This is a genomic window from Leisingera sp. JC11, from assembly GCF_040704725.1.
Lineage (GTDB): Bacteria > Pseudomonadota > Alphaproteobacteria > Rhodobacterales > Rhodobacteraceae > Leisingera.
Genome location: NZ_JBFCVS010000017.1, coordinates 62,013 through 74,965, shown reverse-complemented (window position 1 = coordinate 74,965; position 12,953 = coordinate 62,013). Strand labels below are relative to the sequence as shown.

General features: G+C 61.6%; 10 protein-coding genes and 1 riboswitch. Of the genes, 2 read left to right on the top strand and 8 right to left on the bottom strand.

From position 1 onward, the window contains the following. Nucleotides 1-142 precede the first annotated feature (142 nt). The 8 genes from metK to miaB all read right to left on the bottom strand — a co-directional run bounded on the left by metK (nucleotide 143) and on the right by miaB (nucleotide 8,389). Nucleotides 143-1,324 carry a methionine adenosyltransferase gene (metK, locus tag AB1A62_RS17335; protein ID WP_366662719.1) on the bottom strand — a complete coding sequence of 394 codons (1,182 nt, stop codon included), beginning with the start codon at nucleotides 1,322-1,324 and terminating at the stop codon, nucleotides 143-145. A 6-nt stretch (nucleotides 1,325-1,330) separates the two neighbouring features. Continuing rightward, nucleotides 1,331-1,379, bottom strand: a riboswitch (SAM-SAH riboswitch). A 61-nt stretch (nucleotides 1,380-1,440) separates the two neighbouring features. Beyond that, complete coding sequence (gene lnt / locus AB1A62_RS17330; RefSeq protein WP_366662718.1) at nucleotides 1,441-2,940, bottom strand: apolipoprotein N-acyltransferase; 1,500 nt, start codon at nucleotides 2,938-2,940, stop codon at nucleotides 1,441-1,443. Then, nucleotides 2,937-3,836: a hemolysin family protein gene (locus tag AB1A62_RS17325; protein ID WP_366662717.1), complete on the bottom strand. Its 900-nt coding sequence runs from the start codon at nucleotides 3,834-3,836 to the stop codon at nucleotides 2,937-2,939. The genes lnt and AB1A62_RS17325 overlap by 4 nt, the downstream gene beginning before the upstream one ends. A 22-nt stretch (nucleotides 3,837-3,858) precedes the next feature. Then, nucleotides 3,859-4,371 (bottom strand): rRNA maturation RNase YbeY, encoded by a 513-nt coding sequence (ybeY, locus tag AB1A62_RS17320; protein ID WP_366662716.1) that lies wholly within the window; start codon nucleotides 4,369-4,371, stop codon nucleotides 3,859-3,861. 79 nt (nucleotides 4,372-4,450) lie between these two features. After that, a complete protein-coding gene (locus AB1A62_RS17315; RefSeq protein ID WP_366662715.1) occupies nucleotides 4,451-5,461 on the bottom strand; it encodes a PhoH family protein in 1,011 nt (336 codons plus the stop codon). Nucleotides 5,462-5,601: 140 nt separating this feature from the next. Next, entirely contained in the window at nucleotides 5,602-5,907 is a 306-nt protein-coding gene (locus AB1A62_RS17310) for a hypothetical protein (protein WP_366662739.1), read from the bottom strand. 13 nt (nucleotides 5,908-5,920) lie between these two features. Next, nucleotides 5,921-6,505 (bottom strand): OmpA family protein, encoded by a 585-nt coding sequence (locus tag AB1A62_RS17305; RefSeq protein ID WP_366662738.1) that lies wholly within the window; start codon nucleotides 6,503-6,505, stop codon nucleotides 5,921-5,923. Nucleotides 6,506-7,066: 561 nt separating this feature from the next. Next, nucleotides 7,067-8,389 (bottom strand): tRNA (N6-isopentenyl adenosine(37)-C2)-methylthiotransferase MiaB, encoded by a 1,323-nt coding sequence (miaB, locus tag AB1A62_RS17300; RefSeq protein ID WP_366662714.1) that lies wholly within the window; start codon nucleotides 8,387-8,389, stop codon nucleotides 7,067-7,069. A gap of 126 nt (nucleotides 8,390-8,515) precedes the next feature. Here miaB and AB1A62_RS17295 point away from each other — a divergent pair, with 126 nt between their 5' ends. Both AB1A62_RS17295 and AB1A62_RS17290 read left to right on the top strand, forming a co-directional pair. Then, on the top strand, nucleotides 8,516-9,385 hold the full coding sequence (locus tag AB1A62_RS17295; RefSeq protein WP_366662713.1) for a hypothetical protein: 870 nt from the start codon (nucleotides 8,516-8,518) through the stop codon (nucleotides 9,383-9,385). Nucleotides 9,386-9,926: 541 nt separating this feature from the next. Further along, entirely contained in the window at nucleotides 9,927-12,641 is a 2,715-nt protein-coding gene (locus AB1A62_RS17290) for an EAL domain-containing protein (RefSeq protein WP_366662711.1), read from the top strand. Nucleotides 12,642-12,953: the final 312 nt, after the last annotated feature.

The following is a 12,953-nucleotide window of genomic DNA, read 5'->3' as shown; positions in this document are numbered from 1 at the left end:
CCCCAACAGAATCTCTGACCGGTGCGCCGCAGCGCAGCGCCGGCCCAACGGGAGAGGCGCATATTGCGTATGCGCTGAACCAGACGCTCCCCGAAACGGAAAAAGCGGGCCGCGCGGCCCGCTCTTTACCAGGTTTTCGGCCTTAAACCGCCTTCTTCAGCGCCTCGGCCAGATCGGTGCGCTCCCAGCTGAAGCCGCCGTCGGCATCCGGTTCGCGGCCAAAGTGGCCATAGGCCGCGGTGCGCTGGTAAATCGGCTTGTTCAGCCCCAAGTGCGAGCGGATGCCGCGCGGGGTCAGATCCATGACCTGATCGATTGCCCGTTCGATCGCCGCCGGGTCGACCTCGCCGGTGCCGTGGGTTTCGGCATAGATCGACAGAGGCTTGGAGACACCGATCGCATAAGACAGCTGGATGGTGCATTTCTCCGCCATGCCCGCGGCCACCACGTTCTTGGCGAGGTAGCGTGCAGCATAGGCCGCCGAGCGGTCCACCTTGGTCGGATCCTTGCCGGAAAACGCACCGCCGCCGTGCGGGGCTGCGCCGCCGTAAGTGTCCACGATGATCTTGCGCCCGGTAAGGCCCGCATCGCCATCCGGGCCGCCGATCACGAACTTGCCGGTCGGGTTGACGTGCCAAACGGTTGCATCGGTCAGCCAGCCGTCGGGCAGGGTTTCGCGGATGTAGGGCTCCACAATGGCGCGGATGTCATTTGAGGTCAGCGATTCATCGAAGTGCTGGGTCGACAGCACCAGCGAGCTGACGCCCACCGGCTTGCCGCCTTCATATACCACCGACAGCTGCGATTTGGCATCCGGGCCCAGGGCCGGCTCGGTGCCGTTCTTGCGCACCTCAGCCAGGCGGCGCAGGATCGCATGGCTGAACTGGATCGGCGCCGGCATCAGCGCATCGGTTTCGTTGGTGGCAAAGCCGAACATGATGCCCTGGTCGCCTGCGCCTTCGTCCTTTTCACCAGAAGCATTGACGCCCTGCGCGATATGCGCGGATTGCTCGTGCAGCAGGTTGGTCACTTCCACGGTTTCGTGGTGGAACTTGTCCTGCTCGTAGCCGATATCCTTGATGCAGGCCCGGGTGATCTCGTCGATCCTGCCCATGTAGTCGTGCAGCTTGTCCTGATCGGACAGGCCCACCTCGCCCCCGATGACGACACGGTTCGTGGTGGCAAAGGTCTCAGCCGCCACCCGCGCCTCGGGTTCTTCCGCCAGGAAAGCGTCCAGAACAGCATCGGAAATGCGGTCGCAGACCTTATCCGGGTGGCCCTCGGAAACCGATTCCGAAGTGAAGGTGTAGTTCATACGGGTCATGAAAAGTGCTCCATTGGTTCATCCTTGCCACGCCAGGAAGCCGTTGTGGCAGGTATCAAGCCGCATTACGCGGCCCATCCGCGCGGGTCAATCTATATTCCGGTACAGTTAAGCAGCTATGACCGCGGCGCAAGAGCGCGGGGAAGAAAGATTGCCGCACCTGCGAAGATCAGGCACAGAAGAAACACCGGCCAGTCTCCGGTCCGGCTGTACAGGGTGGGCGGCAACGGCGCAGGCAGGGAAGCGTCGAAATAACCGGCCTCGCCCAGAGGCAGTCGGTCCAGAAGCGTCCCGTCCGGCGCAATCATGGCCGACACCCCGGTATTCGCAGCCCGGATCATTGGCAGCCCCTGCTCCAGCGCCCGCATCCGTGCCTGCACAAGGTGCTGATAGGGGCCTGAGCGGGTGCCGAACCAGGCGTCATTGGTGATCTGCACCAACATACCGGGACGGGTTTCGGCGGCGTTCACATCCTGCGGGAAAACAGCCTCATAGCAGATCAGCGGCAGGGCGCTGCCGATCGGCAGATCCAACAGCTGCGCCCCGGGTCCGGCGGCATACCCTGCCCCCGCTTGGGAGGCAAAGCCATGGATACCGAAACGGGCCATAAAGTCGCCGAACGGCACATATTCCCCGAACGGCACCAGATGCGCCTTGTCGTAGGTGGCGTCCGGCAGGCCGTCTGAATCCAGCAGCACGGCAGAATTGTAGTAAGCGCCGCCCTCCTCGCGCTGAATACCCAGCAGGACCGGCACGCGGCCAGCGCCTTCGGCGATAACCTGCAGCGTGTCTTCTGCATAGTTCAGCAGCTGCGGCACAGCGGTTTCCGGCCAGACAATCAGGTCCGGACGCGGGTTCTCAGCAGAAAATGCCAGCGCGCGGCGGACAAACTCCCACCTGTGGTCCGGGTGCCATTTCAGGTTCTGCGGCGCATTGGGCTGGACGATGCGCACGGTCTTGCTGGTCAGCTCTGTTGCGGAGGGTGCTGGAGCGGCCAGGATTGCTGCCGCCACCAGCGCCGGCGGAAGCAGAGCCGCGGCAGGATTCTTCCGCAGCAGGCCCAGCGGCAGGAACGCTGCAAGCGTCAGCAGCGCCAGCCCTTGCGGCCCGATCCAAGGCAGCAGGTTTGCGGCGGGCGTATCGAGCCAGAACTGGCCGAAAGCGGCCCAGGGAAAACCAGTGAGCAGATAGGCGCGGGCGAATTCGGCAAGCGACCACACGGCGGCCAGCATCGGAATGCGCAACGCACCGCGGCTGAAACGGGCAGCGATGCCAAAAGCCGCCCCCCAGAACAGGGCAAGGCCGGCGGCCAGGAAGACGAGCGCAAAGGGCGCCATCCAAGCGTGGCGGTCGGGGTCGATCTGAAACGGTTCAATAATCCACGAGAGGCCGAAGGCGAAATAGCCCAGCCCGAACAGCCATCCAGCCAGAGAAGCGGCGCGGGCAGAGGCGGCCTGAAGCACCAGCCAGCCAGCCGCGGCCAAGGCAAGCGGCAGCCCGGGGAGCATATGCCAGGGTGCCAGCGCCAGCGACAGCAGCGCACCGCCACCAAGGGCCAGCGCCGCCGGAGCCAACCGGAGCTGGCGCGCGGCCTGCCGCAACCCCAGTGACATCATGCAGCGGCGTCCGGCAGCCGCACCCGCAGCCGCTTGATCCGGCGCGGGTCGGCATCCATGACTTCGAATTCAGCGCCCTCAGGGTGTTCGATCACCTCGCCGCGGGCCGGCACCCGGCCGGACAGCATGAAGACCAGCCCGCCCAGGGTGTCGATCTCTTCCTCGTCCACGTCATCGTGGCTGGTCAGGGAATGGCCGGTCTCAGCCTCGAACTCCGGCAAAGAGGTGCGGGCCAGCGCGATGTAGCAGCCGGGCTTCTCCTCGAACCAGGTCTGCAACTCGTCGGCGTCGTGCTCGTCCTCGATCTCGCCCACCACCTGTTCGATCAGGTCCTCAATGGTAACGAGGCCGTCGACGCCGCCGTATTCGTCAATCACCAGCGCCATGTGGCGGCGCTCGGCCTGCATCTTGGTCAGCAGCACGCCGATCGGCATCGACGGCGGCACGAACAGAAGCGGGCGCAGCATCTTGGAGAGGTCGAACTCCGAGGCGCCGCCGTTGAAACCGTGCGTGAGCGAAAAATCCTTGAGGTGGACAAAGCCCAGCGGCGTGTCCAGCGTGCCCTCGTAAACGGGAATGCGGGTAAAGCCGCTTTGCCGGAAGATGCCGACCAGATCTTCCTTGGCGACAGTGACCGGCACGGCAGCGACTTCGGCAGAGGGGATGGCGACATCCTCAACCCGCATCCGGCGCAGGTTGATCATGCCGTGCGGCCCGGCGCCCGGGGCAGGCTGTTCGCCGCCGGTGTCCTGGCCGTCCTGCGGATCGGGGCTGAACACGCTGCGCAGCCGCGTCCACAATCCGGTATTTTCAGAGGCCGGCGCTTCCGCCACCGTGCCATTGATGTCCTGCAGCGCGCCTTGCGCCGCGTTAGAACTGCCTTCTATGTCGCCCATCTTTCCATTCCAAAAGCCCCTGTCACGGGGCGTCCTCACTCATATATGGGTTCGCGATACCCAGTTTGCCAAGTAGCAGGACCTCAATCCCTTCCATCAATGCGGCATCGCCGTCACGAATGTGATCATAGCCCAAAAGATGCAACAGTCCGTGAATAATCAGATGGCGGGTGTGATCGGCCAGGGCTTTACCCGCTTCCGCGGCCTCGCGGGCGCAGGTATCATAGGAAATCGCGATGTCGCCCAGCGGAATTTCCCCAGTAAAATCAGCCTCTGGCGGCAGCGGCGTGCCGCCGTCCTCCTCGGCAGCCAGCTCTTCTGCCGGCCAGCTGAGAACATTGGTGGGGGCCGGCTTTTCGCGGAATTCGGCATTGAGATCCGCAATGCGCGGATCATCACAGGCCAAGAGCGAAATTTCGCACATCCCGGACTCCAGGCCAAAGTGCCTGAGAACAATTGCAATGGCCTCTTCGGCCAGCGCCTCGAGCCCCGCGTCCTGCCAGCGGCTGTCTTCGATGGTGATGTCGAGCGTCATTGTACGGCTGCACATGCGGGGGCCAGCCCCCGCACCCCCGGAGTATTTTCACAAAGATGAAGCCCGGCGGGTCTTTCCGTCAGGCGGGTGCTGAGTCCGCGTCATAAGCCTCGATGATCGCCGCCACAAGCGGGTGGCGCACCACATCGCGGGCAGTGAAGTAGTTGAAGCTGATCTTGGGGATCGTTTTCAGCAGCCGCTCGGCATCCGTCAGGCCCGACTGCACCCCGCGCGGCAGGTCGACCTGGGAGCGGTCGCCGGTGACCACCATGCGCGAGCCCTCACCCAGACGGGTCAAGAACATCTTCATCTGCATGGTGGTGGCGTTCTGCGCCTCGTCCAGGACCACAAAGGCATTGGAAAGCGTACGGCCGCGCATAAAGGCCAGCGGCGCAATCTCAATCCGCTTGTCTTCGATCAGCTTGGCCAGTTGCTTGCCCGGCAGAAAGTCGTTCAGCGCGTCGTAAAGCGGCTGCATGTAGGGGTCGACCTTGTCCTTCATGTCGCCGGGCAGGTAGCCAAGTTTTTCGCCGGCCTCCACCGCCGGGCGGGACAGGATGATGCGGTCGACATGGCCGGTGATGAACATCGAAACGCCCACGGCAACGGCCAGGTAGGTCTTGCCGGTGCCTGCGGGGCCGATACCAAAGGCCAGCTCGTGTTCAAACAGGGACTGCACATAGGCCTTCTGCGCCTCGGTGCGCGGCTCCACCAGTTTCTTGCGGGTCTTGATCTCAACCCGGCCGCCGCGGAACATCTGCAACTGGCCGTCGGGTTCCGCATCGTCGCTGTCCGGCCCCATCCGCAACTCGCGGTCAATGTCGCCGCTTTCGACACTGCGGCCGGTTTCCAGCCGGTCATAGAGCGCGGTGAGCACCCCAGCAGCTTGTTCGCGGGCCGAATCCTCGCCCATCACGGACAGTTGGTTGCCGCGGCGGACGATCTGCACGCCCAGTTTCTGTTCGATGTCAGCCAGGTTGCGGTCATATTCGCCGCACAGGTCGATCAGCAATCGGTTGTCAGGAAATTCCAGCAGCACTTCGTGGGTTGCGGTCTGGGTCTGCGGGTCATTCAGGGCGCTGATGGCCAAGCTGATCTCCTCAATCTGGCGTTGCCCTTTCAGTCTGCCTCCGCCACGGCGTTTGCGCAAGCATGAGCCGTGTAAAATCACTTTATTGAAACAAAACAGCCGCCCCGGAGGGCGGCTGCAATTCTAGCTGAACGCAAGCCTCAGATCGGGTCCCCAAAGGTCGAGCCTTCCTTGAACGGGCCGGTCGCCACATTTCGCGGCAGGTCGCTGTTGCAGACCGGCTTGCCGTCCGGCGTGCGCCGCAGATCGGCATAGCCTTCCAGGCCATCGTCAATGATCCAATGCTCGCAGCCCTGCGGATCGACCCAGATGCCGGCCTCAAGATTGGACAAATGCAAGGATTTGCCATCCGAGACATGCCCGTCTGATGTCTTGTCAACTGCCGGAGTACAGGCGGAAATCCCTGCGGCCACGGCCAGGAGAACGGCTGTTTTCACTGTTTTCATCATTCCTCTCTCCTCAGCGCAGGCAGTAGATTTCTACGCGGCGGTTCTGCGCCATATTGGCAGCGCTGGTGTTGGGAACCCGCGGGTCGCGCTCGCCGTAGGCACGGATATCGTTGATCCGGGCACCCACCGAGCGGGCAACCTTGGCCACTGCATTGGCGCGTCGCTCTGACAGGCGAATGTTGTATTCATCGGAGGCGCGGCTGTCGGTATGGCCGGCGATCACAAAAGACCGAGCACCGTTCGCCTTGGCCTGCTGGAAAAATTCTCCCAAGCGCTGCCGGCCCGCAGCGTTGATGAAATGCTTGTCAGTGGCAAAGAACTGATCGGTCGGCATCACGCCGCAGATCTTCCCGCGGCGGCAGACCGGCTTGCCGTCCGGGGTCACGTGCGGCGTCATGAAACCCTCGGCCCCGTCATCCATCACCCAGTGTTCGCAGCCGTCCGGATCCACCCAAATCGTCGGCACATAGCGTTCGCCCTTAATCGTCCGCTGCCCGGTTTGCGCGCTGACAGGCGCGACGGCGATGCTGAGCGCAGCCGTGGCAGCGGCAGCCAGCGCAATCGCCTTGTTCACTTTGAGTATCAACACAACCAGAATTCCTTCACCTAAAGATCCCCCCAGGGTGTTGCCGCGCACAAGCGGCCACCGTTCAGGCCCAAAAACCAAAATACCTGATAGAGATACAGCATACATGCTAAATTTTTAATTATTCCGGACGGATTAAACACTCGCCGGGAACACTCGATACCTTTTAATAAAATTGTTCCCGAAAGCGATGCAATGAAAACCCGCCTGCACTTGGCAGGCCGCCGGAAATCAGTGGCCTGAGCAGAGGCTGCCAAGAGATTCTGCCGCAAGTGCCGGTTAGGATCAGCCCCCGTTAATGCCACATCACTGGTTTGGCAGTTTCGCCGGGGAAATAGTCCCCGGGGTGTTTTACGATCCTCCTCGCTCTGTACTGCCGTCAGGCGGAACATCCGCCAGATCCCTAGGACACCCAAACCGCTGCAAGTCAGTGGCGCAGCCCGCCTGGAAGCGGGCCTGCGCCGTCATTGGTTCGAGGTGAAGGCGATCCGCCGCCGTTAGCGGCGCGTGCCAAACCACTGAAATTTTGCGGTTCTGGCGCCAGCGGTGCGGAAATAACGATGCCTGACCCTAGCCGATCAGTTCGCCCGCAAGAGAGTTGGCGCCGGAAGAGACAATCCGCACCCGTGCAAGATCACCGACCTGGCGGTTGCACTCTGCAACATGCACCGCATGCAGATAATCGGATTTGCCAACCATCTGGCCCGGCAGGCGGCCTGCCTTTTCAAACAGCACTCCAACCTCACGGCCGACCATGCTGTCCTGCACCTCGCGCTGCTGTTTGGTGAGCAGGGCTTGCAGGCGCTGCAACCGGTCGTCAGCCGCAGCCGGATCGACCTGAGGACGCTCTGCCGCCGGGGTGCCGGGGCGGGTGGAATACTTGAAGGAATAGGCGGTGCCGTATTTGACCTCTGCCACCAGGTCCATGGTGGCCTGGAAGTCTTCTTCGGTTTCTTCCGGGAAACCGACAATGAAGTCGCCGGAGATCAAGATGTCGGGCCGTGCTGCGCGAATACGCTCGATCAGGCGGATATAGCTTTCGGCGGTGTGGGAGCGGTTCATCCGCTTCAGGATTTTGTCGGACCCTGCCTGCACCGGCAGGTGCAGATAAGGCATCAGCTTGGCACAGGTGCCATGCGCCTCGATCAGGTCGTCCTGCATGTCATTTGGATGCGAAGTGGTGAAGCGGATGCGCTCCAGCCCGTCGATCTTGTCCAGCTCCCAGATCAGCTGCGCCAGGGTCAGATCGCCATTGGGGCCGGCCCCGTGGTAGGCGTTCACATTCTGGCCAAGCAGAGTGATTTCACGCACGCCGCGCTCCACCAGGTCCTGCGCCTCGCGCAGGATGCGGTCTGCCGGGCGCGAGACCTCGGCGCCGCGGGTGTAAGGCACAACGCAGAAGGCGCAAAACTTGTCGCAGCCTTCCTGCACCGTCAGGAAGGCGGCCGGACCGCGTTTGGCCTTGGGGCGGTTTTTCAGCTTTTCGAATTTGTCTTCTTCGGGGAAATCGGTGTCGAGCACCTTCTCCCCTTCGCGCGCCTTGGCTTCCATCTCCGGCAGGCGGTGATAGCTTTGCGGGCCAACCACCAGGTCGACCAGCGGCTGGCGGCGCATGATCTCTTCTCCCTCGGCCTGGGCCACACATCCAGCAACACCGATCTTCAGATCCGGCTTCTCCGCTTTCAGGCCTTTGAAACGGCCCAATTCGGAATAAACCTTCTCCGCGGCCTTTTCCCGGATGTGGCAGGTGTTGAGCAGGATCATGTCGGCATCATCTGCCGATTTGGTCTCAACATAACCCTCACCGCCCAGCGCCTCGGCCATACGTTCGCTGTCATAGACATTCATCTGACAGCCATAGGTCTTGATAAACAGCTTCTTCGGGGCGCTCATAAAGGTCAGCCTTCCAGCCAGGGTGGGTAAACAGCGGCTTGCCATACAGGCAATTGCCGCGGCTTGCAATGCAGCGGGATTTACCCGATTTTGGCAGCAAAGGCCAGAAAGGCAGGGCAGACCGGCATGATGTATTCTTCACTGCAGGATTTCCTGAAGGAAGGAAAGGCGCTGCTGGCTAAGGGGCCGGTTGCGCTGATCTTCATCGAAGATGAGGTGGAGGTTGCCACCACCCTGCGCCACCACCTGCAAAGCGGCTTCAAGGCGGTAGTGGCACTGATGCCGGACGCCTTTGATTTACCGCAGGACGTGCGCGCCAAGGTGCACCGGGTGCCCTTTGACTGCGGACCGGAGAGGGCGGTGGCCGGCGCCATCAATTCGGTGATCGCCGCCGCGCAACCGGGCTGCTGGCTGTATTACTGCTATAACGCGGAATACCTGTTCTACCCGTTCTGCGAAGCCCGCAGTGTCGGCGAGATGCTTTCCTTTCATGCTGAAGAACGCCGCGATGCGATGCTCACCTATGTCATCGACCTATACGCGGGTGATCTTGGTGCCAGCCCCAGTGCGGTATCGCTGGAGGCAGCCTATCTGGACAAATCAGGCTACTATGCCCAGTCGCGCAAGGATCCGGCGACAGGCCACCCGCGCGAGCGGCAGCTGGACTTTTTCGGCGGCGTGCGCTGGCGGTTTGAAGAGCACATCCCCGCCGCCAGCCGAAAGATCGACCGGATTTCACTGTTCCGGGCCAAGCCGGGGCTGCAATTGCAGCCGGATCACACCTTCAACGATCAGGAATACAACACCTATGCCTGCCCTTGGCATCACAACCTAACCGCTGCTGTCTGCTCGTTCCGCACCGCCAAGGCTCTCAAACGCAACCCGGGTTCCTCCTTTGATATCGAAACCTTCCGCTGGCACAATTCGGCACCGTTCGAATGGCACTCGCGTCAATTGCTAGACTTGGGGCTGATGGAACCTGGGCAGTGGTTCTGAAATGAACCAGAAGGCTGGACCTGCCGACAACGGCCTGTTTCAGCAAGAAGCAATGGCAAACCTTGCAGGCACTGCATTTTCAGATCGCGTTATTACTTGATACTTTGAACAGCGCAGCTGCATCCATGAAGACGCCCTAGGCACTGCGGACGCATATTTGGAATTGAGGAAAAGGTCCCACTGCATTGCAACGTATGAGCGGTTGCTTTGCTAAGCCACTCGGAAGGCGCATAACAGTTGGCCAAGAGCAAACTACCACCTGTTCCAGCGTGACATTTGAAGGCTGCAGCACAGGTGATATCCAAAGGGGCCTCAGCGGCCGGTATAGAACAATAAACTGTCAATCTGCCCCTGAACTGAGATGCTCTGATGTGCCCGCAATTCTTCCAACTGGAAAGAGCGCTGAAAAAAGTGAAACCAGACCGGCGGCGGAACGCAGCAGCCGGATTAACCAAGACTGCCGGCAGAAACCAATTTTTGATTTTCGTGACGCATTATACCTCTCAAGCATGCATTTTACTCCCCTCAAGAGGGTAAACTTATGTCTGAGGCCGATGCAGTTTGGATACTCATCTCCGCGCTTCTGGTGCTGGTGCTGCAATCCGGTTTCCTATGTCTGGAATCCGGAACCGTGCGGGCAAAGAACGCGGCAAATGTTGCGCTCAAGAACCTCTCGGATGTCTGCGTTGTCAGCACTGCCTTCTGGCTGACCGGTTTCGGCCTGATGTTCGGGCCCAGTTTCAACGGCCTGTTCGGGGCTGGCGGATTCTGGCCCCGGCTCGACAATTCCGCGGGCCATTCCGCCGCCATCTTCTTGTTTCAAATGGCCTTTGCCTCCACTGCGGCAACGATTGTCTCAGGCGCCGTGGCCGAGCGGGAGAGGTTCCTGGGCTACATGCTGATGTCAGTGATGCTTGGGGCCTTCATCTATCCGGTTGCCGGCCATTGGATCTGGAACGAGGCGGGCTGGCTGCGGCAGGCCGGCTTCATCGACTTTGCCGGAGCGACGGTGGTGCATAGCGTCGGAGGCTGGACCGCGCTGGTGGCAATTGTCTTTCTTGGCCCGCGGCTGGGCCGCTACGGGCCGAAGAAACGGTTTTTTGAGGAGAACTCCATATCGCTTGTAACACTGGGCGGGCTGTTGCTGTGGGTGGGCTGGGGCGCGTTCAACGGCGGATCGGCCCTGGCCTTCAGCACCGATGTCGGACCGGTTATTGCCCGGACCATGCTGTCAGCGGCCGGGGCGGGTATTGCCAGCATCGCCATCGGGCTTGGGCTGTTCCGCTGCGTCCGGGCCGAAATCCTGGTCAACGGCTTTCTTGGCGGGCTGGTAGCGGGCACCGCCGGGATCCATCTGGTGACAGGACCGATGGCCTTCCTGATCGGCATCACCGGCGCCATCACCGTGATCGTCGCCCGGGACATCCTGGACGCACTGAAAATCGATGACGTCGTCGGCGCGGTTCCGGTGCATCTGGCAGCGGGCCTTGCGGGCACGCTCGCAGTGGCCTTCACGGTTCCGCCGGAGCTGCTGCCGGCCGGCAGCAGGCTTGACCAGCTTGGGGTTCAGGCGCTGGGTGCCGCTGCTGTAGCGGCCTGGGTTATCTGCTGCACGGTCCCGCTAGCCATTTTCCTCAAGGCCGCCGGGTTGCTGCGGGCACGTCCCAAAGACGAAGTGCGGGGCTTGAACCTGGCGGAAAACAACCACCGCAATGTGTTGCTGGAACTGCTGGAAGAAATGAAACGGCACCAGCGGTCAGGGTCCTTCAGCAGCCGCGTGCGCGTTGAACGGTCGACGGAACTGGGGGCGCTGGCATTCCATTACAACAGGGTACTGGACCGGGTCGAGGCGGAAATCAGCCTGCGCATGGCCTCGATCCGCAAGGAGCGGATGAGCAGGGTGCTGGCGGAGGAAGCCTTTGAGGCCATGCGGGAAGCCCAGGAGGAAAGCGCGTGGTCGGCCCGGCACGACAAGCTCACCGGGCTCGGCAACCGCAAGCATCTGGAGGAAATCGCCTCTGCTCCGGCAGCGGAGCAGCAAACCGGCACGCTAGTGATTGCGCTGGATCTGGACCGCTTCAAGGAGGTCAATGATACCTACGGCCACGAGGCGGGAGACCTGGTGCTGGAACGCGCCGCGCGGCGGATTTCCTCCAAGATCAAATCCGGGCGCGACTTTGCTTTCCGCATCGGCGGCGACGAGTTTGCCGTGCTTTTGGAGTTTTCCGGCAGCGAGGCGGAAGCGCATGAGTACTGTTCCGACCTTTTGTTCGAGCTGCTCCAGCCGGCGAGATACAAAGATGCAGAGCTGCTGGTCGGCGCCTCCATAGGTTTTGCGCTATGCGAACCGGAGGAGACCCTACAGTCTGCGCTGCGGCGGGCAGATTTGGCGCTCTATGCCTCCAAAGCCGGCGGGCGTTCCTGCGTGAACGCCTACTCCGCCTCTATCGGGTCGGCGCACGATGAGAAGATGAACCTGATCCGGGACTTCAAGCAGGCATTCGCCAATGACGAGATCAAAGTCACCTTCCAGCCGCAGATCGACGGCAGAACAGGCGCCCTGGCAGGGTGCGAGGCCCTGGCCCGCTGGAACCACCCCCGCCGCGGTATTGTCGGCCCGGATGTATTCGTGCCGGTGGCTAGGGAAATCAACATGCTGGCAGACTTGGACCGGCGTGTTCTGGATATCACCTTGGCGGCTTATTGGGAGTTTGCGCAGCAGGGCGTTACCCTGCCCAGCATCTCAGTGAATGTCTCAGCCGAACGGCTTGGCCATCCCGGCTTGATCGCAGAGCTGAAACAACGAACTGACCTTCCCGCCAGCGGCTTGGCGTTCGAGCTTCTGGAGACCGTTTTTCTTGATCATGTGAACGACGATTACGCGAAACAGATCGATACTCTCAAGGCAATGGGCATCGGTATCGAGATTGATGATTTCGGCACCGGGCACGCCAGTATCGCCGGGGTTCTGGCGTTGAAGCCGGACAGGCTGAAGATCGACCGCATGTTCACAACGGGAATCGATCGCAAACCGGCCCGTCGCGACCTTATGCGCGGGCTAATCGAGATGGCTGCCAGTGCCGGGGCAGCGGCGGTCGTGGAGGGGGTCGAAACCGCCGGCGAGGCGGAAGTTCTCTCTGAAATCGGCGCCGACATCCTGCAAGGCTATGCGTTCGGGCGCCCGATGGACCGCATTCGGTTCCTGGCTTGGGCGCGCAACTGGCAAAAGGAACCGAAGCCCGTGCAAGCCGGCTAGCCAGCGTGGCAGCACCGGGCGGTCCTTTCCCGTCCGGTCATCTGAGGATCGCAGAGTCGAAAACGGTCGGATTCCTGCGCTTCACCTCCACAAGCAGCCCCCAGCCTGCGGTTTCCGGGCTAGTGCTGCGTTCTTTGGATCGCAGCCTATAGGCCGGTCAAGCAGGCATTCAGGATAGTAGGTAGCAGAAAGACCGGAAATTCTTAGGCCGGGATCTGACCACGACGCAGTGGCTGTTGGTTGCTATCCGCTTCAGGCAATTCGCTCTTTCACAAAATTCTCCAAAGAAAAGAATAGTCAGCCGGAGGCTGC

Coding starts and splice junctions, on each gene's coding strand:
- metK (WP_366662719.1), bottom strand. CDS start 1,324: ATGACCCGTATGAACTACACCTTCACTTCGGAATCGGTTTCCGAGGGC.
- AB1A62_RS17310 (WP_366662739.1), bottom strand. CDS start 5,907: ATGAAAACAGTGAAAACAGCCGTTCTCCTGGCCGTGGCCGCAGGGATT.
- AB1A62_RS17295 (WP_366662713.1), top strand. CDS start 8,516: ATGATGTATTCTTCACTGCAGGATTTCCTGAAGGAAGGAAAGGCGCTG.
- miaB (WP_366662714.1), bottom strand. CDS start 8,389: ATGAGCGCCCCGAAGAAGCTGTTTATCAAGACCTATGGCTGTCAGATG.
- ybeY (WP_366662716.1), bottom strand. CDS start 4,371: ATGACGCTCGACATCACCATCGAAGACAGCCGCTGGCAGGACGCGGGG.
- AB1A62_RS17290 (WP_366662711.1), top strand. CDS start 9,927: ATGTCTGAGGCCGATGCAGTTTGGATACTCATCTCCGCGCTTCTGGTG.
- AB1A62_RS17325 (WP_366662717.1), bottom strand. CDS start 3,836: ATGGGCGACATAGAAGGCAGTTCTAACGCGGCGCAAGGCGCGCTGCAG.
- lnt (WP_366662718.1), bottom strand. CDS start 2,940: ATGATGTCACTGGGGTTGCGGCAGGCCGCGCGCCAGCTCCGGTTGGCT.